Source organism: Nocardia sp. NPDC052254, assembly GCF_040679495.1.
Lineage (GTDB): Bacteria > Actinomycetota > Actinomycetes > Mycobacteriales > Mycobacteriaceae > Nocardia.
In genome coordinates this window covers 104,882-125,357 of the sequence record NZ_JBFAUW010000011.1, presented here as the reverse complement: position 1 = coordinate 125,357, position 20,476 = coordinate 104,882, and the positions used below count along the sequence as shown (strand labels likewise).

The following is a 20,476-nucleotide window of genomic DNA, read 5'->3' as shown; positions in this document are numbered from 1 at the left end:
AAGTGCGGGGGGAATTCACCTTTCCGGGCCGGGAATCCGCAGGCGGCCCGCGGCTCGCAGCAGGGTGCGGACCGGGCATCGATGAGGGATAGATGAGCCGGTCTCATCGGGCGGCGGCAGCCGGGTCGATGGCAGGCCGGGCTCTGGAAAGGGACTGCGAGACAGTGAAACATCGTAAGCCGGGTCGGCCGCAGCAGCGCGGGCTGGCCGCGACGTCGTTGCCACTGGCCACCGCCGCGGTCGTGGCGACCATCCTCGCATCGGGGACGGCCGCCGCCGCACCGGCGGATCAGCCGAATGTGCCGACCACCCCCGCCTCACCGGGTGCCACCGACGAGAATCCGGCCCAGGACGGCGATACCGGTTCGCCGAACGGTCAGAATTCGCCGGGTGCCGAGCAGAACGGCCCGCAGCAGGACGGCAACACCCAGCCGGGTGTGACCACTCCGGGCCAGCAGCCGGGCACCACCGGTCCACGGCAGGGGACCACTCCGCAGCCGGGTGTCACGACGCCCAACCAGAACACGCCGAAGCCGGGCTCGCCGACGCAGCCGGGTGTCACCGCTCCGCGTGTGGCGCCGCTGCCGGTGCCGGGGCAGGGCAACCAGGTGGGACCCGCCGGGACCCCGGATCAGCACAACCCGAACGACCAGGCCGACCAGCTGAAGCCGGGACAGCAGCCGGATCAGTCGGTGGTCACCCCGAACGGGCCGCAGCCGCAGCAGCACAACAACCAGATGGACACGCTGCGCGGTCAGCAGGGTGAGGGCCCCTCCGCCGAACAGTCGCAGTGGACCTCGCCGAGCCTGCAGTCCGCACCGGCCGCACCGGTGATCCGGATGAACGGCCCGCACACCGAGGTCGGCGCCAATGCCGACGGTGGCGCCCTCCTGCCGGGCTACGTCGCCAACACCCACCACTTCAGCAACCTCGACGGTTACGTCGGCACCGTCGGGTACAACACCCCGAACGGTGTGGGTGACGCGGGTGTCTCGGTGGAGTTCGTCGAGGCCAACAAGATCAAGGTCACCTCGTACACCCACGCGACCGGGTTCGACGATCTGAAGTCGGAGAACTACGTCGACACCACCCAGCCCAACGCCGCGAAAGCCGCCGTCGAAGGCTGGATCAAGCAGCAGCCCGGTGGTGCGGCCGCGCTGGATGCCGCGGCCCAGATTGGTAGACTCCCGCAGGGTGATATCGCTCCGCAAACGGTGAATGTCGCTGGGGCGACCACTCAGTGGGGTGGCACAGTCCAGTACTGATAACAGACTGAATCGACGCGTGGGGCGGTCGTTCGCGACCGCCCCACGCGTGTGTCTCGGGGAAGGGACGGGTTGATGGCTTCCGGCGATGACCAGAACCGGGACGAGGGCGATTCGGAATTCGGCCCTCCGGTCTCCGGGTTCGGACCACCGCTGAACGATTTCGGGCCGCCTACGGGTGACTTCGGGCCGCCCATGGGTGATTTCGGGCCGCCGACGGGCGATTCCGCCGGGGTCGGCTGGTCGCCGGTCGGGGAGCTCGATCGTCCCACGGTCGGCTGGCAGCCGGCCGACGCTCCCGTGGCACCGCCGGTCCCGCCACCGCCGCCGCAGTATCGAGCGCCCGATTCGACCACGGCACCGGAGCCGCCGCGGGCACCCGCACCGGAGACTCGGCGCGTACCCGGGCCGGACCAGCATCGCGGTCCCGAGGCCGCTCGAGGTTCCGAGGAGACGGTTCGCTTCTCCGATTCCGGATCCAGACGGCCCTCGGCGCCGGCCGATACCGAGGGCGGTTCCTGGTGGAATTCCGACGACTCCGGATTTCCGCCGACTCCGCCCCGGGACAAACCCACCTCACTGTGGGACGACGACGAGCTCGCCAAGAAACTGACCGCGCCGCGCCCGGGCAACGAGCCCAAGGCCGGTTCCGGTTCGCTGTGGGACGACGACGACCTGGCCAAGAAACTGGCCCCCGCCCGCCCGGCCGCCGGTCCGGAGCCCGAGGAGCACCACCGCAACCGGGGTGTGCTGTTCGGCGGTATCGGTGCCGCCGTCGTACTGGTCGTCGCGCTGATCCTGGTGGTCGTCTTCGCCACCCGCGGCGGTGGTGGCGACGACGACCCGACCGCGGCAGCGGGAACGACCGCCGCCGACGGTAGCTGCGTCACCCGCACCGAGGGCCCCATCGTCTATGGCAACGGGCCCGGTGACACGTCCAGCGGAGCCAATGCCATCTTCGGCTACGAACACGCGTACTACACCGAGCGCAGTGCCGAGAAGGCGCACACCTTCGTCGCGCCCGACGCGAACGTCCAGCCGGTGCCGGAGTTGCAGAAGACCATCGCCGAGCACGTCCCCGCGGGAACGACCTACTGTCTGCGGATCGCGTCGGCGGGGGCGAATCAGTACAGCGTCGAGGTCACCGAGCATCATCCGGACAACTCGCGCGCGGTGTACCTGGAGTTGATCGCGACGGTGAATCAGGGAGGCAAGTACCTCATCCAGCTGATCCAATAGTTCTACTTCTCACACTATGAGAATCTAAGTTCATATTCTGGATTGCTCTGTGCGAAAGTGGAGGTACCACCCCTTTCGTCCGGAGGTATATCCATGTCGCCGCACACTCCACCCCTGTCCCGTCGGCTGGACGGTCTGCAGAGTTCGGCGATTCGCGATCTGCTCGAGCTGACCGCCCGGCCGGACATCATCGGCCTGGCCGGCGGCCTGCCCGACGAGCAGTTGATGCCGCGCGATGCCATCGCTCGCGCGGCGGAGTCGGCGCTCACCGATCCGGCGCGGCTGCAGTACACCGAGTCCGCGGGCTGGGGTCCGCTGCGCGAGGTGCTGGCGGCGCGGGAGTCCGCGCGACTGGGCCGCACGGTGCCGCTGTCGGAGGTCTTCGTCACGCACGGTTCACAACAGGCGCTGTCCCTGCTGGGTGAGGTGCTGCTGGATCCGGGCGCCCTGGTGATCGTCGAGGATCCGGCCTACGTCGGGGCCCTGCAGGTGTTCCGTGCCGCGGGCGCGCGCGTCGAGGCGATCGCACTGGATGCCGAGGGGATGCGTGTGGACGCGCTCGCGGAGCTGCTGGCCCGCGGTGAGCGTCCCGCACTGGTGCACACCGTCAGCAACTTCCACAATCCGCGCGGGGTCACGATGAGTGCCGCTCGCCGGCGTGAGCTGGCGGCGCTCGCCGAGCGGTACGGCTTCTGGGTCGTGGAGGACGATCCCTACGGTGAACTGTGGTTCGACCTGCCCGCCCCCGAGGCGGTGGCGTCCTACTCGCCCAATGTGATCCGGCTGTCGAGTGCCTCCAAGATCCTGGCTCCCACGCTGCGTGTGGGCTGGATGGTCGCACCGGACGCGGTGTGCCGTGGTGTGGAGTTGCTGAAGCAGGGTGCGGACCTGTGCGGTTCGGCGCTGACCCAGCAGATCGCCGCGGATCTGCTGGCCGACGAGGGCTGGCTGAACGCTCATCTGGACAAGGTTCGCGGCATCTACGGCGAACGCGCCACCGCGCTGGTGGGTGCGGTGCGCGACCGCTTCGGCGACCGGGTGGTGAGTACCGATGCCGCCGGCGGCATGTTCGTGTGGGTCGATTTCACCGACGGCACCGATACGGTCGAGCTGCTACCACGCGCGGTCGAGCACGGCGTGGCCTACGTGCCCGGTTCGGCCTTCGCGGTCTCGCAGAGCTACCGCGGCTCGATGCGCCTGTGCTTCACCACCTCCGATGCGGGCACCCTGACCGAGGCGGTGGATCGGCTCTTCGCCGCCGTCGGCTGAGCGGCTACTCGGCCCAGCCGTAGGTGCGTTCGACCGCCTTGTTCCACTCGTCGTAGCGGTGGACGCGCTCGTCGTCGGGCATGGCCGGCCGCCATACCTTGTCCTCGGCCCAGTTGGCGCGGATCTCGTCGGTTCCCGACCAGAAACCCACGGCCAGCCCGGCCGCGTAGGCGGCACCCAGGGCGGTGGTCTCGGTGATCACCGGCCGTACCACCGGGACGTCGAGGATATCGGCCTGGAACTGCATGAGCAGCTCATTGGCCACCATGCCACCGTCGACCTTCAGGGTGGTCAGCTCGACATCGAGATCCTCGGCATCGGCGCGCATCGCATCGAGTACCTCGCGGGTCTGAAATGCCGTGGCCTCCAACACCGCTCGTGCCAGATGCGCCTTGGTGACGAAACGGGTCAGGCCCGTGATCACACCGCGGGCGTCCGGCCGCCAGCGCGGGGCGAACAGCCCGGAGAACGCCGGGACGATGTAGGTGCCGCCGTTGTCCTCGACGCTTCGGGCCAGCGGTTCGATCTCGGCGGCCGATTCGATGATGCCCAGATTGTCGCGCAGCCACTGCACCAGCGAGCCGGTGACCGCGATCGAACCCTCCAGCGCGTACACCGCGGGCTGGTCGCCGAGCCGGTAACACACCGTGGTGAGCAGTCCGTGTGTGCTGAACACGGGTGTGGTGCCGATGTTGAGCAACATGAAATTGCCGGTGCCGTAGGTGTTCTTGGCCTCGCCGGGGATCAGGCAGGCCTGGCCGAAGGTGGCGGCCTGCTGATCGCCGAGGATGCCGGCGACCGGAACACCGGCCAGTGGTCCGGTGGTGATCTCGGCGTAGACCTCCGAGGAACTGCGGATCTGTGGCAGCAGTGAGACGGGGATGTCGAACTCCGCGCAGATATCCGAATCCCATTGCAGCGTATGCAGATTCATCAACATGGTGCGCGAGGCATTGGTGACGTCGGTGAGATGGCGGCCGGTCAGCTTCCAGAGGATCCAGCTGTCCATCGTGCCGAAGCACAGTTCGCCGGCCTCGGCCCGCACCCGTGCGCCCTCCACCTCGTCGAGCAGCCAGCGCAGCTTCGGTCCGGAGAAATAGGTGCTCAGCGGCAGTCCGGTCCGGTCGGCATAGCGGGCGGCGCCGATGTCCCCGCCCAGCCGCTCACAGAGATTCGCGGTGCGGGTGTCCTGCCAGACGATCGCGTGGGCGACCGGCGCACCGGTGGCGCGATCCCAGACCACCGTGGTCTCGCGTTGATTGGTGACGCCGACCGCGGCGATGTCGGCCGCGCTCGCCCCCGCCGCCTCCAGGGCCGCACCGATGACGTATTCGGTATTGCGCCAGATGGTTTCGGCGTCGTGCTCGACCCAGCCCGGATGGGGGAACAACTGCTCGTGCTCGCGCTGGGCGAGTCCGGCGATGCGGCCGGAGCGGTCGAAGACGATGCATCGGCTCGAGGTTGTCCCCTGATCGATGGCGGCCACGAAGCGTCGCATCCGTGCAGGCTACTAAACCTGCCGCGCGCCGCGCATCACATCGCCGCCGCACCGCTGGTGGACTAGGGTGGAAGCCGATTACCGACGAGTAGCGCAGGACGATCCCACCGAAACGAGTGCGGAGGAAGTCGAGGCGATGAACGAGAAATCACACGGTCAGCACACCGGCGAACTGGGCCCCGAACAACGCGTGGCAACCTGGGAGAGCCTGGGCGCCAACCATTTCGATGTCATCGTGATCGGTGGCGGCGTGGTCGGCTCGGGTATCGCCCTCGATGCCGCCACCCGCGGACTGGAAGTGGCCCTGGTGGAGGCGCGTGATCTGGCCTCGGGCACCTCGAGTCGGTCGTCGAAGATGTTCCACGGTGGCCTGCGCTACCTGGAACAACTGGAGTTCGGGCTGGTCCGGGAGGCGTTGCGGGAGCGGGAGCTGAGCCTGAAGACCCTGGCGCCGCATCTGGTGAAACCGCTGCGCTTCCTCTATCCGCTCACCCATCGGGTGTGGGAACGCCCGTATGTGGCCTCGGGCCTGGTGCTCTACGACTCCATGGGCGGTGCGAAATCCGTTCCGGGACAACATCATGTGACTCGATCCGGCGCGCTTCGACTGGCCCCCGGTGTGCGCCGCGATGCGCTCATCGGCGGTGTGACCTACTACGACACCGTGGTCGACGATGCTCGTCACACCATGACGGTGGCCCGGACCGCCGCCCACTACGGCGCGGTCATCCGGACTTCGACCCAGGTCGTGGACTTCCTGCGGGAGGCCGACCGGGTGGTCGGGGTCAAGGTGCGCGACAGCGAGGACGGCCGCACCACCGAGGTCCGCGGCCATGTGGTGATCAACGCGACCGGCGTGTGGACCGACGAACTGCAGGCGCTGTCGCATGTGCGCGGCCGATTCCACGTACGCGCCTCCAAGGGTGTGCACATCGTCGTGCCGCGCGACCGGATCACCAGTGACGCGGCGCTGATCCTGCGCACCCAGACCTCGGTGTTGTTCGTGATCCCGTGGGGGAGCAATCACTGGATCGTCGGGACCACCGACACCGACTGGAATCTGGACCTGGCACATCCGGCCGCGACGAAGGCCGATATCGACTATCTGCTGGACCGGATCAACGAGGTCCTGGTCACCCCGCTCACCCAGGACGACATCCAGGGGGTGTACGCGGGCCTGCGGCCGCTGCTGGCCGGTGAGAGCGACGAGACCTCGAAACTGTCGCGGGAACACGCGGTGGCGCGGATCGCCCCGGGCCTGGTCGCCATCGCGGGTGGTAAGTACACGACCTACCGCGTGATGGCCTACGACGCGGTCGACGCGGCGGCCCGCGACATTCCGCAGCGGGTCTCACCCACGATCACCGACAAGGTCCCGCTGCTGGGCGCCGACGGCTACTTCGCCCTGCTCAATCAGACTCCACAGCTGGCGCAGACCTACGGTGTGCACCCGTATCGCATCGAACATCTGCTCAATCGTTACGGCGCGCTGGTCACCGATGTCCTCGATCTGGCCGAGGGCAAACCCGAACTCCTGCAACCGATCACCGAGGCGCCCAGCTATCTGCGGGTGGAGGTGGTCTACGCGGCCGCGGCCGAGGGAGCACTGCATCTCGACGACATCCTCGCCCGCCGCACCCGCGTCTCCATCGAGTACTCCCATCGTGGCACCGAATGTGCCGAGGAGGTGGCGCGGCTGGTGGCGCCGGTGCTGGGCTGGGATGGCGAGCAGATCAGGCGCGAGGTCGACACCTTCGTGGCCCGCGTCGAGGCCGAAGTGCGATCGCAGACCCAGCCCGACGATGTGTCGGCCGATGCGCTGCGTGCCGCGGCGCCGGAGCCGCGGCCGGAAATCCTCGAGCCGGTACCGCTGCCGCAGACCTAGCCGATCCGCCGGACGCTAACGCCGCACCGCGGCGGGATCGGCGGGGTGCGGCGGCGCCGAGGTGGCCGGGGACGACTCGTGTCCGGTCCGGCTGGTCCTCGAGGTCGAATGCTGCAGTGCGTTGCTGAACAGCACGGTCGCCGCGATGGCGAGGGCCGCGATCACGAGTTGGGTGACAAGGCGCGTGCCACGACGCACCGTGGTGCTCGCATATGTCATCTGGCCTGCTCCCGGACCCGTCGTGAAAGTTGTCGCCCGTATGTCGGCTCGGCGGGCCGAAATGTTAGCCGACGGAAGAAATGCGGGCTATCTACGGGCAAATGTCGTGGTCCGGCGGATCCGGGTGGTGCTGACTACCATCACGGTGGGGGCTGCGGTGGGGTCCGGTGGTCATGACCGAGTACTCGACAATCGAAGGAGCATCGTCTTGAAGGCACTGATCGTGTGCACCTCCGTCTCGCACGGCAACACCGAACAGGTGGCCGATGTGATGGCCGAGGTGCTGGGGGCACGCGTCGTCGAACCCGGCGAGGTCACCCCCGCCGACCTCGCGGCCTACGACCTGGTGGGGTTCGGCTCGGGAATCTTCAACATGAACTTCCATCCGCGGCTGCGCGAATTCGCCGGATCGCTGCCGTCGGGGCAGCAGGGCTCGGCCTTCGTCTTCGCCACCAGCGGACTACCCGAGCCGCCGTTCCGGCGCTACACCCGCGCGTTCGCACACCAGCTCGAGAGCAAGGGGTTCGAGGTGGTCGGCACCTTCGCCTGCCGGGCGTACGACACCTGGTTCCCGTTCAAACTCGTGGGCGGTATCCGCAAGGGGCAGCCCGACGCCGCCGGTCTCGCAGCTGCCCGTGCCTTCGCCGAAGGACTGCGGGTGCCCGACCAGCCGGCGGCTGATTGATCTCGGATTCGGAAGTTCCGCTGCGGCAGGGAATTACGGACATCGAATCCGCATCCCGGAATCGCTGTGGGTTCGAACCAGTGGGCCGGGTGGCAATCCGCCGTGCTTTCGGTGCAAATGAGACATAATTCCTGGGGTTAGCAAGCCCGGCGAACATGAAGGCAAATCATGACGTCTTATGAACCTCCCGAGCACCAGCAGCCCCAACCCTCCGGCGGTCACCAGGGCGGGCAACCGCCGGTGGGCGGCTTCGACAAGAAGACCAGTGCGATTCTGTCCTATGCCCTGGGATGGCTCACCGGGATCATCTTCCTGTTCATCGGGAAGCATGACCCCGATGTGAAATTCCATGCGTCGCAGTCGATCATCTTCTTCGGTGCCGCCACCGTCGTCGATGTCGTGCTGAGCTTGCTCGCCGCCGTGCTGGGCACGGTGGGGATCGTGTTCAGCCTCGTGAGCTTCGTGGTCGGGATCTTCGCGTTGGTCGTCTGGATCATGGCCATGATCGCGGCCAACAACTCCGGTGGCGCCCGTGTGGAGCTTCCGCTGGTGGGCAAGTTCGTCGCCCCCTATGCCGACCAGCTGGCCAATTCGGTGCACTAGCAGAGGATTTCGGCAGCGTTCGGGTGCTACCGGCGGGCATGCCACCGGTAGCACCTCCGAACACCGGGCGGCCCGGCCGCTAGGCGAGCGGCGGCTGGCAGCGCGGGCAGAAGTAGATGCCGCGCTCGCGATTCGGGGTGGCCGGGTCACCGAGCAGGTGTACGACCACCGCGGTACCGCAGCGATGGCACGGGCGGCGTTGGCGGCCGTAGACCAGGGGCCTGCGGGGCGGATGGTGAGCGGCCTCGGTCAGCACCGCGTGAGCCTCGTCCACCAGCGGTGGCAGGTCGACCGCGGCGACCGGTGTCGCCGGATGGACGCGGCGCAGAAAGCAGATCTCGCTGCGGTGGATATTGCCGATTCCGGCCAGATTGGTCTGGTCCAGCAGCGCCAGTCCGATGGGTTGTTCCGGATGGGCGCTCAGCCGCCGGATCGCTTCTGCCGCATCCCAATTCGGCCCGAGCAGGTCGGGGCCGAGATGGTCGGTGGTGGTGTGTTCGTCGGCCCGGGGCAGCACCTCGACCAGCCCGAGGGAGAAACCGACCGCCTCGGCGTCGGCGGTGGCCAGAACCAGCCGGGCGGTGAATCCCGGTTCCGTCCACCGCGCACCCGGACGGTAGATCCGCCAGCTGCCCTCCATCTTCAGATGGGTGTGGATGCTGAGTGTCTCGGTGCGCACGAACAGGTGTTTGCCGTAGCTGCCGACACTGTCGATGGCACGATCACGCAGATCCAGCGTGGCATATCTCGGAACCCGGAAATCACTGCGGGTCAGAGTGTTTCCCGCCAGTGCGGTGCGCAGGCGCGCCGCTGTGCGATAGACGGTGTCGCCCTCCGGCATCGGCGCTCACCGCCCCGGATGCCGAAGCCGGTGGATGCCGGGAACATCGTGTTCCCCGGGCGCCACGGAGGTCACGGCCGGCTCCGCAGCCGCAAGCCCCGGGGCGTGGTGTTGAACCCGGCCTCGCTGAGGAAGGTGGCAAAAGTGTTGCCGTGGACGGATTCTCCGTCGATCCGCTCGACGACCAGTGAGTCGATGCGCCGGTCGTGGACGAGTGTGGCCAGGGCGGCCGCGGCCCGGGTGCGGACCTCGGGATCCTCGGTGAAGGTGAGTAGTGTCTTGCCGCCACGCTCCAGATACAGGGCCAATTCACCATCGGCCAGCACCACCAGCGCGCCCGCCTTGCGGCCGGGCCGATGCCCGGCACCCTCGCTCGACGATTTCGGCCACGGCAGCGCGGCGCCGTACGGGTTGGCGGGATCACACGCCGCGAGTGCGAGTGTGTGGGGTGCACCGCCGGACTCGGTATCGAACGAGCGCAGGCGATCGACCACATCGGTGGTGGAGAACTGCGCACCGCCGAGGGTGTCGATGAAATAGCCGCGCCGGCAGCGTCCCCGATCCTCGAATTCGGTCAGTACCCGATACATCAGCGCGAATCCGCCCGCGACATCCTCACTCTGGACCGAACCGCGGGTCAGTACCCCGTAGCGTTCCAGCAGCAGATCGGCGGTGGCATGTGCGCGGATCGTATTGTCGGCCGACCGCGGGGGCAGCAACGACCAGCGTCCGGCAACCGCCGGTGGGCCGGATCGGGTCGGTACGGCCGGCCGCGGCAGGTACATGCGCCCGCGCGGGGTGCGCCGAGGCGAGCGATGCGCGGTGGTGCTGCGGGAGGTACCCGACAACCGGGCCCGGACGGGTGCGAAGGTGTCGCCACTGACATGACCCGCCCACACCAGTTCCCACAGGGCGGCTGCCACCGCGGCATCGTCCAGAAGTCCGGTGGCATCGGACAATTGGCGGAAGAAGTACGCGCCGCCCGCCGGCTGCGCACCGGCCTCGCCCGGCGCCGCTGGGTCCGCGCCCCAGGCGCCGAACAACCGGAGCTGGGTATCGGTGAAGTCGATCTCCGCGACGGGTGCCAGTGTCACCGGTGCCTGATCCGCCGGGTGCAGCGCGATCCAGCCGTCCTTGGCGGTCAGGGCGCCGTGGCCGGACCAGATCACCTCGCCGGTCGCGGTCAGCTCGTCGAGCATCGCCGGTGTGTAGTCGCGCACCCGGGACGGCAGGATCAGCGATTCCCAGGCCGAGGCCGGAATCGGCACGCCCGCGAGCTGTTCCACGACCGCGGCGACACCGTCCACGCCGTGCAGGGGCGAGGTGCCGATGTGCTGCCAGGCGGGGAGAAACCGTCCGAACGCGCCGGTCGACACCGGTTCCACCTCTTTGCGCGCGGCCGCCAGCGAACGCCGCCGCAACCGCCGCAGCACCTCGGTGTCACACCACTCCGTACCGGCCGATCCCGGCGTGAATTCGCCTTCCACGACACGCTTCTCGGTTCCGAGGCGGTGCAGTGCGGTGGCTGCCACGGCCGTGCCGATACCGAAGCGGAGCGCGAGTGCGTCGAGGGTGAAGGGCGCGTGCGTGCGGGCGAAGCGGCCGACGAGGTCGCCGAGCGGATCGGGCACCGGTTCGATGAACGCCGCCGGGGTGCCGATCGGCAGCGGAACCCCGAGGGCGTCACGCAATCTGGCGGCATCCTCCACCGCCACCCACCAGTGCGATCCGGCGAAGGACACCGCGAGCGCGCGTTTGGCTCGAGCCAATTCCGCGAACCACGGACCGGGGTCGTCGGTACAGCGCGCCGCCGCCTCGTCCGGGGTGAGCGGGCCGAGCAGCCGCAGCAGATCGGCCAGGCCCTCCGCGTCGCGGGCCTGGCGCTCCGGGGTGAGCCGTTGCAGTTCCCGCATCAGCTGTTCGAGGACCGCGGTGTCGAGCAGTTCGCGCAGTTCGACCCGGCCCAGCAGTTCCGCCAGCAGACTCGAATCCAGTGACAGTGCGGCCGCTCGGCGTTCGGCGAGCGGGCTGTCGCCCTCGTACATGAACTGGCCGATGTAGTCGAACAGCAACGCATTGGCAAAGGGGGACGGGGCCGCGGTCTCCACCTCGACCAGGCGCAGTTTGCGGCGCGCGACGTTCGTCAGCAGATCGCGGAGCGCCGGCAGATCGTAGACATCGCGCAGGCATTCACGCACCGTCTCCAGCAGAATCGGGAAATCCGGGAATTTCCTTGCCACATCGAGCAATTGGGCGGCACGCTGGCGCTGCTGCCACAGCGGTGCGCGCCGGCCCGGATCGCGGCGCGGCAGCAGCAGTGCGCGTGCCGCACATTCGCGGAAGCGGGAGGCGAACAGTGCCGAACCGCCGACCTGCTCGGTGACCACCTCGTCGATCTCGTCGGGTTCGAAGACGAAGAGCTCGGCACCGGGCGGATCGTCGGTGGTGTCGGGCAGCCGGACCACGATGCCGTCGTCGGAGGCGGTGGGCGCGGCATCGACCCCGAACCGCTCCCGCAGCCGCGCCCCGACGGCCAGCGCCCACGGGGCGTGCACGGGAAGGCCGAAGGGGGAGTGCAGGATCAGCCGCCAGTCACCGAGCTCGTCGCGGAATCGCTCGACCAGCAGTGTGCGGTCGGTGGGCAGGTGCCCGGTGGCCTGGCGCTGTTCGGCCAGCAGTGACACCAGATTCGCGGTGGCGAAATCGTCGAGCCCCGCCGCATGCACGATCTGTTCGAGTTCCAGCAGTTCCGCACCGGGCTTTCCGGAACCGTTCGCGCTCTCGGCGGCCGGCGCGGTCCGTCGTGATTTCGATTGTCGCGCTGGTTGTTTCGCGCCATCGAGGGCCGGTTCGTGGGCGGTCCCCGGACAGGCCCCCGCCGCCTCCTGGACCAGCGTATCGATGCGCCCCGCCGGTGCGCGTTCGACCGCCCGGCCCGCGGTGCGCACGAATTCGCCCAGGGCCGCGCCCAATTCCGCCGGACGCCCCAGGGAATCGCCGTGCCAGAACGGTAAGCGGCCGGGTAGCCCGAACGCCGGGGAGACCAGCACCCGATCGTGGGTGATGTCCTCGATCCGCCAACTGGTGGCGCCCAGGGCGAACACATCGCCGACGCGGGATTCGTAGACCATCTCCTCGTCGAGTTCGCCCACCCGCGAGGCCTTCTCGCCGACCATGAACACCGGGAAGAGGCCGCGATCCGGAATCGCTCCGCCCGAGGTGACCGCGAGCCGCTGCGCGCCGGGCCGCCCGGCGAGCGTGCCCGCATCGCGATCCCACACCACCCGCGGGCGCAGTTCGGCGAATTCGTCGGAGGGGTATCGGCCCGACAGCAGATCCAGGACCGAGTCGTAGGCGGAGCGGGGCAGGGATGTGAAACTTCCGGTGCCCCGGACCGTTTCGAACCATTCGTCCACATCGATCGGTTCCAGTGCGCAGGCGGCGACCGTCTGCTGCGCGAGGATGTCGAGGGGGTGGGCCGGAATCCGCAATTCCTCGATCTGCCCCGCGGTCATCCGCATCGAGGCCACCGCGCAGTGCACGACATCGGTGCGGTGCTTGGGGAAGATGACCCCGCGCGAGATCTCACCCACCTGGTGTCCGGCCCGGCCGACGCGTTGCAGCCCGCCGGCCACCGACGGCGGCGCCTCGACCTGGACCACCAGATCCACCGCGCCCATATCGATGCCGAGTTCGAGGCTGCTGGTGGCGACCACACAGCGCAGGCGCCCACTCTTGAGATCGTCCTCGATGATCGCGCGCTGTTCCTTGCTCACCGATCCGTGGTGCGCCCGCGCGAGCAGGGGCGCCGCACCGTGATTGACCTCTGTGGGTGAGCCGAGCTGAGCGGGCGGGCCGTGCTCCGTCCGCACGGGCTGTGCCGCGACCGCGGCGTCCGCGGCGGAATCGGTTGCGGCGGAATCCGGTTCGCTGATCCGCTCGGCGTATTCCTCGTTCAGGCGGGCAGTGAGTCGCTCGGCCAGCCGGCGGGAATTCGCGAACACGATCGAGGAACGATGTGCGAGTACCAGATCGACGATCGCGGCGTCCACATGCGGCCAGATGGAGCCGGGCTGATCGGATTCGCCCGGCTCGGTCATATCCGCGACCGGAACCCGCACCGACAGATCGAAGGTCTTCGGTGCGGGCGGTGCCACGATAGTGATCGGTGCGGGCCCGACCAGGAAACGTCCCACCGCCTCGGGCGGGCGCACCGTGGCCGACAGTCCGATGCGCTGGGCCGGGCGTTCGGTGAGCTGATCCAGCCGGGCCAGCGACAGCGCCAGATGCGCACCCCGTTTGGACCCCGCGATCGCGTGAACCTCGTCGACGATCACGGTGCTCACCTGCGACAGCGTCTCGCGTGCCGCCGAGGTGAGCATCAGGTACAGCGACTCCGGAGTGGTGATCAGGATGTCCGGTGGTTTGCGCGCCATCGTGCGGCGGTCGGCGGCGGTGGTGTCGCCGGAACGCACCCCCACGGTGATCTCCGGCGCGGCCGTGCCCAGCCGCGCGGCGGTCCGGGTGATGCCGACCAGTGGTGCGCGCAGATTGCGCTCCACATCGACCGCCAGCGCCTTGAGCGGGGAGATGTAGAGCACCGAGGTCCGCGGCGGCCCGTCCACCGGCGCACGGGTGGCGAGCCGGTCGATCGCCCACAGGAAGGCCGACAGCGTCTTGCCCGACCCGGTGGGAGCGATGACCAGCGTGTGTTCACCCGCGGAAATCGCCTGCCACGCACCCAGCTGAGCGGCCGTGGGAGCCGGGAACGCGCCGTCGAACCACTCCTGGGTCGCGCGGGCGAACTGCTGCATGGAATCAGTCTGCACCTCGGTACCGACACGAACCCGTCTCGATACGTCGTCGCCGCGCCGGCGATGGTTAGGCTGGTCCGCGGCCGAGATCCCGCTCCCGGAGTTCGGACGACAGGAGCAACGATGACAGACAATCGCGCAGCCGGGTCGTCGGTGCGATCGGGCGTCCCGCAAGGCACAGGAAGCGACAGCTCCGCACCGGTCACCGAGATTCCCGCGGATCCCCTGCAGGCTCGGGACCCGGGAAATCCGCCCGTCCCGTCCGGTGCCCTGCTGCTGGAACTGGTGCCGCTACCGGTGACCGATCTGGATCGATCGATCGAGTTCTATCGCGATCGGGCCGGATTCCACCTCGATGTGGATGTCACCCCCGCACCCGATGTCCGGATCGTGCAGCTGACCCCGCCCGGTTCGGCGTGCTCGATCCTGCTGTCCGCGGGCCTGCCCACGACCGGGGCGCCGGCGGGCACCGTGCGTGGGCTGCATCTGGTGGTCGCCGATATCGCGGCGGCCAGGAACGTGCTGCTGGATCGGGGCATCGAGGTCGGCGATATCGAGGATGTCGGCGGTGGCGTGCTGTACGCGTACTTCGCCGATCCGGATGGCAATACCTGGTGCCTGCAGTACATGCCGTGGCGATGAGGCTTCCCGGACCGGCAACCGGCCGATCGGGCCTCCGCTAATGTTTGCAACTATGGGTAACAGTAACGTGTTGCGACGGCGCGGTCTGGCGATCGGCTGTGGCGGTACGGTCGGCGCGGCCTGGATCGTCGCGGCACTGGCCGCGGTGCGCGACGTCCTGCACTGGGATCCGCGCGATGCCGACGCGCTGATCGGCACCTCCGCCGGTGCGGAAATGGTGACGATGCTGGCCGCGGGGGTCTCGGTCGACGACCTGATCGCCATGCAACGCGGAACCGCCGCCGACCCGATCCTGATCCGGCACATGGCCGCCGCTCCCGGCCGCTTCCCGCCGTTGCCCCGCCTGCGCCTCGGTGCCCCGCGAATGACTCTGTGCGGCAACAGCTCTCGCCAGGCCGCGTTGTCCGCCGGTAGCCGCCTGCTCCCCGTCGGTGGCGGCGACGCCGGCTGGCTGCAGCGGCTCGCCGACGATCTGCACGGTGAGCGGGACTGGCCCGCGCATCCGGCGGCCTGGCTGGTGGCCATGGACTACGACTCCGGCCGCCGGGTCGCATTCGGCGCGCCGGATGCGCCGGATGCGACGATCGGTGCGGCGTTGCGGGCGTCGTGGGCGGTGCCGGGCTGGTTCCCGCCGGTATCGATCGGCGGGCGCCGCTACGTGGACGGCGGCGCCGCTTCCACCGCCTCGGTGGATCTACTCCAACCGCTGGCCCTCGACGAGCTGGTCGTGCTGACGCCGATGGCCTCCACACGGCCGGTTCCGGCCCGCGATCCCGGCCACTGGCTCGAACGCCGGCTGCGGCGGCCGATGAGTGCGCAGCTCGACGCCGAGATCGCCACGATCCGAGCGTCCGGCACCCGGGTCCTGCAACTGGCAGTGACCGCCGCGGATCTGGCGGTCATGGGCCCGAATTTCATGGACGGCCGACGCCGTGCGCAGACCCTCGAACACAGTCTGCGCAGCACCCGCCGCGAGCTGGAACGGAGTGAGTTCTCATGAGGTTTCTCGGACCCGACTACCCCAGGATCGATCTCACCGGAGCCCGGGTGCTGATCACCGGCGCCGGGCGCGGGATCGGCCGTGCCACCGCCGAACTGTTCGCGAACAAAGGATCTCGGGTCGTCATCGCCGATGTGGACGGTGTCGCCGCACGGTCGGCCGCCGCGGCGCTCGGTGCCCGCGCGGTCGAACTCGACGTCCGGGTGCGGGAACAGTGGGACGAGGCCGTCGCCGAGATGGGCCGGGTCGACATCCTGGTCAACAATGCGGGTGTCATGCCCGCGGGGTCCTTCCTCACCGAGCCGGATGCGGTGGGGCACACCACGATCGACGTCAACGTCTGGGGTCTCATCCACGGTATGCGCGCGGTCGCGCCCGCCATGGTCGAGCGCGGGCGCGGCCATATCGTCAACATCGCCTCGCTGGCGGGCAAGATTCCGCTGCCGGGTCTCGCCGTCTACAACGCCAGTAAGTTCGCCGCCGTCGGCTTGTCGGCCGCGACCCGGCTGGAATTCGCCGAATCCGGGGTCAGTGTGAGTTGTGTGCTGCCCTCCGCTGTGCGCACCCGGCTGTCGTCGGGGCTCACCCTGGGCCATGGCCTGCCCACGGTCGATCCGGTCGATGTGGCCGCGGCCGTCGTGCGGACCTGCCGCACCCGTCGTGCCGAGGTGGCGGTGCCGCAGTACCTGGACCCCGTGGACATCGCGCTGGCCGCCGCTCCGGAATCGATCGTGCGGATGGTGCGCGGCCTGTTCGACGGCGATCGCGCGTTGCATCCGGGTGACTCCGCGATGCGCGCGGCCTATGAGGAACAGGTCCGCTCCATCACCCACGGACCCGGTCGCTGAGCGCGCTCAGCCGAACCGGATGCCCTGGGCCAGTGGCAGTTCGGCGGAGTAGTTGACGGTGTTGGTGGCCCGGCGCATGTACGCCTTCCAGGAATCGGAGCCCGATTCGCGCCCGCCTCCGGTCTGTTTCTCACCGCCGAAGGCGCCGCCGATCTCCGCACCCGAGGTCCCGATGTTCACATTGGCGATACCGCAGTCGGAGCCGTCGGCGGCCAGGAAACGCTCGGCCTCGCGCTGGTCACCGGTGAAGATCGCCGACGAAAGGCCCTGCGGTACCGCATTGTGCAACTCGATCGCGGTATCGAGATCGCGGTAGGTCAGGACGTAGAGGATCGGTGCGAAGGTCTCCTCGCGCACGACGGCGGTCTGGGCGGGCATCCGGACGATCGCCGGGCGCACATAATAGGAATCGGGATCACCGACCTCGACGCGCTCACCGCCACAGATCAATTCGCCGCCGTCGTCGATCGCCCGCTCGATCGCCGAGCGCATCGCCGCGTGCGCCCGCCCGTCGATCAACGGTCCCACCAGCATCCGCTCGTCGAGCGGATTACCCACGGGCAGTTGGCTGTAGGCGGTGCGCATCCGATCCAGCAGGGGCCCCACGACATCCACGTGCGCGATCACCCGCCGCAGTGTCGTGCAGCGCTGCCCGGCGGTGCCCGCGGCCGCGAAAACTACAGCGCGCGTGGTCAATTCGAGATCGGCAGACGGGGTGACCACGGCCCCGTTGTTACCGCCCAGCTCGAGCAGGCAGCGGCCGAAGCGCGCGGCGACCCGCGGTGCCACCGTCCGCCCCATCCGTACCGAGCCGGTGGCGCTGAGCAGAGCGATCCGTTCGTCGTCGACGAGCAGTCCGCCGACCTCGCCATCGCCCTGGACGAGCTGGTGGATCTCCGGATCCACCCCGGCGTCCGCGGCGGCCCGGCGCAGCAGCGTATGGCAGGCCAGCGCGGTGGAAGGTGTTGCCTGCGAGGGCTTCCACACCACGGTGTCCCCGCAGACCAGGGCGATGGCGGTATTCCACGACCACACCGCGACCGGGAAGTTGAAGGCCGAGATCACCCCGACCACGCCGAGCGGATGCCAGGTCTCCATCAGCCGGTGCCCGGGTCGCTCGCAGGCCATGGTGCGGCCGTAGAGCTGCCGGGACAGGCCGACGGCGAATTCGCAGACGTCGATCATCTCCTGCACCTCGCCGCGCGCCTCGGCGCCGATCTTGCCCGCCTCCAGCGTCACCAGTTCGGCCAGCGCGTCGATGTTGTCGGTCAGCAGCTCCCCGAGCCGGCGCACCACCGCCGCGCGCCGGGGCGCCGGTACCGTGCGCCACGATCGAAAGGCGCTGTGTGCCTTGTCGATCGCGTACATCACCTCCAGTTCGGTGCTGGCCCGCAGATGTGTCAGCACCGAACCGGTGATCGGGCTGCGCACGGGGAGGTCACCGGATTCCACGGTGCCGGCGCCGAGTTCGAGCAGGCGCTGCGCGAGCCGGTCGCGCAATTCGCCGGTGCTGGGCAGGACGGGGGCGGATGTCATGTGCGTCTCCGTTTCCGGGATCGGGATCGGGATTGCTGCGGGGCCTTCGCACCGGGGGGGAATCGGTTTCGGCCACGGCCGCCGCGCACTGGGTTAGCCTTCGCTGATGGCGGATGCACCTGCGAAACCTGTTCTGGACGATATCGATCGGCTCCTGATCCGCGAATTGATGGCCGACGGACGTGCCACCCTGTCCAATCTCGCGGAGAAAGCCAGCCTCTCGGTGTCCGCGGTGCAATCGCGAGTGCGACGGCTCGAGGCGCGTGGTGTGATCCGGGGCTACACCGCGAAGGTCGACCCGGAGGCGTTGGGGCAGATGCTGTCGGCATATGTCGCGATCACTCCTCTCGACCCGTCGCAACCCGATGACGCTCCGGCGCTGTTACAGCACATCCCCGGGATCGAGGAGTGCCATTCGGTGGCGGGGGAGGAGAGCTACATGCTGCTCGTCCGGGTGGCCTCCCCGCGACATCTCGAACAGTTGCTGGCCGAGATTCGCGCCACCGCCAACGTCAGAACTCGAAGCACCATCATTCTGCAGACATTCTATGACCAGTGAGACTTGATCGTAATTTATACGATCGTTCGTAGTGATTACGTAAATATTTACGTATCCTGCGAGAGTGACCCTCGAACTGGAACGTCCCGGAACGACCGACGCGGTGGTGACGAATCCGGCGTCGATCGCAGCCTCGCGCGTACTCGAGATCCTGTCCGGCCACATCCTTGCCGACGGCTTCGACATGGTGCTCGACCTGCGGAAATCGCAAGGGCGAAGACTGGTCGACGCACGGGACGGCACGGCCTTCCTCGACATGTTCGGTTTCTTCGCTTCCTCGGCGCTGGGGATGAACCATCCGGCCTTGGCCCAGGACGAGGGATTCCGCACCGAACTGGCCGCGGCCGCGGTGAACAAGCCCAGCAATTCCGATATCTATACGGTCGAGATGGCTCGCTTCGTCGAGACCTTCGCGCGTGTCCTCGGTGACCCCGCGCTGCCACATCTGTTCTTCATCGACGGTGGTGCCCTCGCGGTGGAGAACGCGCTCAAGGTGGCCTTCGACTGGAAGAGCCGGCACAACGCGATGCACGGCCGCGGAGCCGAACTCGGCACTAAGGTGTTGCATCTCACCGGTGCGTTCCACGGTCGCACCGGCTACACGATGTCGCTGACCAATACCGATCCGATCAAAACCGATCGCTTCCCGAAGTTCGACTGGCCACGCATCGATACGCCGTATCTGTGTCCCGGCATCGATATCGAGGCTGCCGAATCCCGGGCGCTGGCGCAGGCTCGCGCGGCCTTCGCCGAAAACCCGCACGACATAGCCTGTTTCATCGCCGAGCCGATTCAAGGTGAGGGTGGCGATCGGCATCTGCGTCCGGAATTCCTGCGGCGGATGCAGCGGTTGTGCCACGACAACGACGCCCTGTTCATCCTGGACGAGGTGCAGACCGGGGTCGCGATGACGGGTTCGCTCTGGGCCTATCGGCAGCTCGGGCTGCAGCCGGATGTGGTCGCCTTCGGGAAGAAGACCCAGGTGTGCGGGATCATGGCGGGCGGGCGCGTCGACGAGGTGCCCGGCAATGTGTTCGAGGTGAGCTCCCGGCTCAACTCCACCTGGGGCGGCAATCTCACCGATATGGTCCGCGCCCGGCGCATCCTTGAGGTGATCGAATCCGATCGGCTCGCCGACCGTGCCGCGGAACTCGGTGAGCTGCTGCTGGCGCGGCTGCGGGAGCTGGCCGGCCGGTACGGCGAGCTCACCGATCCGCGTGGTCGCGGGCTGATGTGCGCGGTCACAGTGGAATCCGCGGAACTGCGCGATGCCGTGCTGACCGAAGCCCGGGAACGCGAACACGTCCTGCTGATCGGCAGCGGTGAGCGGGGCATCCGGTTCCGGCCGCCGCTCACGGTCACCGCGGCCGAACTCGAGGAGGCGGTGGCGGCTCTGGACCGGGTACTGGCCCGGCTGCGGAATCGCTGAGGATTCGGGCCGATTCCAGCAATAGCGGCCTCGCTATTATGGCACTTCACCAGGGATTTTCTGCTGGCGAACAGTCAATAAGGGTACTGATCGGTAGTACCCTCTGGAATTCCGCGAAGGCTTGTCACTGGTTACACTCCGGGA

Annotated in this window: 16 protein-coding genes; 11 read left to right on the top strand and 5 right to left on the bottom strand. The window is 68.5% G+C overall.

What is annotated here, in order from left to right; all coding sequences use genetic code 11:
* The first annotated feature begins 164 nt into the window (after positions 1-164).
* The 3 genes from AB0L57_RS25285 to AB0L57_RS25275 all read left to right on the top strand — a co-directional run bounded on the left by AB0L57_RS25285 (position 165) and on the right by AB0L57_RS25275 (position 3,773).
* Positions 165-1,265 carry a hypothetical protein gene (locus AB0L57_RS25285; protein ID WP_364966828.1) on the top strand — a complete coding sequence of 367 codons (1,101 nt, stop codon included), beginning with the start codon at positions 165-167 and terminating at the stop codon, positions 1,263-1,265.
* A 75-nt stretch (positions 1,266-1,340) separates the two neighbouring features.
* Positions 1,341-2,504, top strand: a complete 1,164-nt coding sequence (locus tag AB0L57_RS25280) for a hypothetical protein (RefSeq protein WP_364966825.1) — start codon at positions 1,341-1,343, stop codon at positions 2,502-2,504.
* Positions 2,505-2,597: 93 nt separating this feature from the next.
* The gene (locus AB0L57_RS25275) at positions 2,598-3,773 is read left to right on the top strand and encodes a PLP-dependent aminotransferase family protein (protein ID WP_364966823.1); all 1,176 of its coding nucleotides are present in this window, start codon (positions 2,598-2,600) and stop codon (positions 3,771-3,773) included.
* Positions 3,774-3,777: 4 nt separating this feature from the next.
* On the opposite strand, the gene glpK is transcribed toward AB0L57_RS25275, so the two are convergent.
* Positions 3,778-5,271 carry a glycerol kinase GlpK gene (gene glpK / locus AB0L57_RS25270; RefSeq protein WP_364966820.1) on the bottom strand — a complete coding sequence of 498 codons (1,494 nt, stop codon included), beginning with the start codon at positions 5,269-5,271 and terminating at the stop codon, positions 3,778-3,780.
* Between the two features lie 136 nt (positions 5,272-5,407).
* Here glpK and glpD point away from each other — a divergent pair, with 136 nt between their 5' ends.
* Positions 5,408-7,156 (top strand): glycerol-3-phosphate dehydrogenase, encoded by a 1,749-nt coding sequence (gene glpD, locus AB0L57_RS25265; protein WP_364966818.1) that lies wholly within the window; start codon positions 5,408-5,410, stop codon positions 7,154-7,156.
* A gap of 15 nt (positions 7,157-7,171) precedes the next feature.
* Here the strand turns inward: glpD and AB0L57_RS25260 are convergent, their stop codons facing one another.
* Positions 7,172-7,375, bottom strand: a complete 204-nt coding sequence (locus tag AB0L57_RS25260; RefSeq protein WP_364966815.1) for a hypothetical protein — start codon at positions 7,373-7,375, stop codon at positions 7,172-7,174.
* Positions 7,376-7,583: 208 nt separating this feature from the next.
* On the opposite strand from AB0L57_RS25260, the gene AB0L57_RS25255 reads away from it, so the two are divergent.
* The gene (locus tag AB0L57_RS25255) at positions 7,584-8,060 is read left to right on the top strand and encodes a flavodoxin family protein (RefSeq protein ID WP_364966813.1); all 477 of its coding nucleotides are present in this window, start codon (positions 7,584-7,586) and stop codon (positions 8,058-8,060) included.
* Between the two features lie 168 nt (positions 8,061-8,228).
* Positions 8,229-8,663 (top strand): DUF4870 domain-containing protein, encoded by a 435-nt coding sequence (locus AB0L57_RS25250; RefSeq protein ID WP_364966810.1) that lies wholly within the window; start codon positions 8,229-8,231, stop codon positions 8,661-8,663.
* A 79-nt stretch (positions 8,664-8,742) separates the two neighbouring features.
* Here the strand turns inward: AB0L57_RS25250 and AB0L57_RS25245 are convergent, their stop codons facing one another.
* Both AB0L57_RS25245 and AB0L57_RS25240 read right to left on the bottom strand, forming a co-directional pair.
* On the bottom strand, positions 8,743-9,504 hold the full coding sequence (locus AB0L57_RS25245; protein WP_364966807.1) for a DNA-formamidopyrimidine glycosylase family protein: 762 nt from the start codon (positions 9,502-9,504) through the stop codon (positions 8,743-8,745).
* A gap of 71 nt (positions 9,505-9,575) precedes the next feature.
* Entirely contained in the window at positions 9,576-14,318 is a 4,743-nt protein-coding gene (locus AB0L57_RS25240) for an ATP-dependent helicase (protein ID WP_364966804.1), read from the bottom strand.
* A 123-nt stretch (positions 14,319-14,441) separates the two neighbouring features.
* Between AB0L57_RS25240 and AB0L57_RS25235 the strand changes: the two genes are divergently transcribed.
* Genes AB0L57_RS25235 through AB0L57_RS25225 form a run of 3 tightly spaced genes read left to right on the top strand, consistent with a single transcriptional unit; the run spans position 14,442 to position 16,808 of the window.
* Positions 14,442-14,960, top strand: coding sequence for a VOC family protein (locus tag AB0L57_RS25235; protein WP_364966801.1), 519 nt, complete (start codon positions 14,442-14,444; stop codon positions 14,958-14,960).
* Positions 14,961-15,012: 52 nt separating this feature from the next.
* Positions 15,013-15,960: a patatin-like phospholipase family protein gene (locus AB0L57_RS25230; RefSeq protein WP_364966798.1), complete on the top strand. Its 948-nt coding sequence runs from the start codon at positions 15,013-15,015 to the stop codon at positions 15,958-15,960.
* Positions 15,957-16,808 (top strand): SDR family oxidoreductase, encoded by an 852-nt coding sequence (locus tag AB0L57_RS25225; RefSeq protein WP_364966795.1) that lies wholly within the window; start codon positions 15,957-15,959, stop codon positions 16,806-16,808. Before AB0L57_RS25230 ends, AB0L57_RS25225 begins: the two co-directional genes overlap by 4 nt.
* A gap of 6 nt (positions 16,809-16,814) precedes the next feature.
* Here AB0L57_RS25225 and AB0L57_RS25220 read toward each other — a convergent pair whose 3' ends face one another.
* Complete coding sequence (locus tag AB0L57_RS25220; protein ID WP_364966792.1) at positions 16,815-18,344, bottom strand: aldehyde dehydrogenase family protein; 1,530 nt, start codon at positions 18,342-18,344, stop codon at positions 16,815-16,817.
* Positions 18,345-18,450: 106 nt separating this feature from the next.
* Here AB0L57_RS25220 and AB0L57_RS25215 point away from each other — a divergent pair, with 106 nt between their 5' ends.
* On the top strand, positions 18,451-18,903 hold the full coding sequence (locus AB0L57_RS25215) for an Lrp/AsnC family transcriptional regulator (RefSeq protein WP_364966789.1): 453 nt from the start codon (positions 18,451-18,453) through the stop codon (positions 18,901-18,903).
* A gap of 106 nt (positions 18,904-19,009) precedes the next feature.
* Positions 19,010-20,332 (top strand): L-lysine 6-transaminase, encoded by a 1,323-nt coding sequence (gene lat, locus AB0L57_RS25210; protein WP_364967046.1) that lies wholly within the window; start codon positions 19,010-19,012, stop codon positions 20,330-20,332.
* Positions 20,333-20,476 lie beyond the last annotated feature (144 nt).

Coding starts and splice junctions, on each gene's coding strand:
- AB0L57_RS25250 (WP_364966810.1), top strand. CDS start 8,229: ATGACGTCTTATGAACCTCCCGAGCACCAGCAGCCCCAACCCTCCGGC.
- AB0L57_RS25220 (WP_364966792.1), bottom strand. CDS start 18,344: ATGACATCCGCCCCCGTCCTGCCCAGCACCGGCGAATTGCGCGACCGG.
- AB0L57_RS25245 (WP_364966807.1), bottom strand. CDS start 9,504: ATGCCGGAGGGCGACACCGTCTATCGCACAGCGGCGCGCCTGCGCACC.
- AB0L57_RS25280 (WP_364966825.1), top strand. CDS start 1,341: ATGGCTTCCGGCGATGACCAGAACCGGGACGAGGGCGATTCGGAATTC.
- glpD (WP_364966818.1), top strand. CDS start 5,408: ATGAACGAGAAATCACACGGTCAGCACACCGGCGAACTGGGCCCCGAA.
- AB0L57_RS25235 (WP_364966801.1), top strand. CDS start 14,442: ATGACAGACAATCGCGCAGCCGGGTCGTCGGTGCGATCGGGCGTCCCG.
- glpK (WP_364966820.1), bottom strand. CDS start 5,271: ATGCGACGCTTCGTGGCCGCCATCGATCAGGGGACAACCTCGAGCCGA.
- AB0L57_RS25225 (WP_364966795.1), top strand. CDS start 15,957: ATGAGGTTTCTCGGACCCGACTACCCCAGGATCGATCTCACCGGAGCC.
- AB0L57_RS25230 (WP_364966798.1), top strand. CDS start 15,013: ATGGGTAACAGTAACGTGTTGCGACGGCGCGGTCTGGCGATCGGCTGT.
- AB0L57_RS25215 (WP_364966789.1), top strand. CDS start 18,451: ATGGCGGATGCACCTGCGAAACCTGTTCTGGACGATATCGATCGGCTC.
- AB0L57_RS25240 (WP_364966804.1), bottom strand. CDS start 14,318: ATGCAGCAGTTCGCCCGCGCGACCCAGGAGTGGTTCGACGGCGCGTTC.
- AB0L57_RS25275 (WP_364966823.1), top strand. CDS start 2,598: ATGTCGCCGCACACTCCACCCCTGTCCCGTCGGCTGGACGGTCTGCAG.
- AB0L57_RS25260 (WP_364966815.1), bottom strand. CDS start 7,375: ATGACATATGCGAGCACCACGGTGCGTCGTGGCACGCGCCTTGTCACC.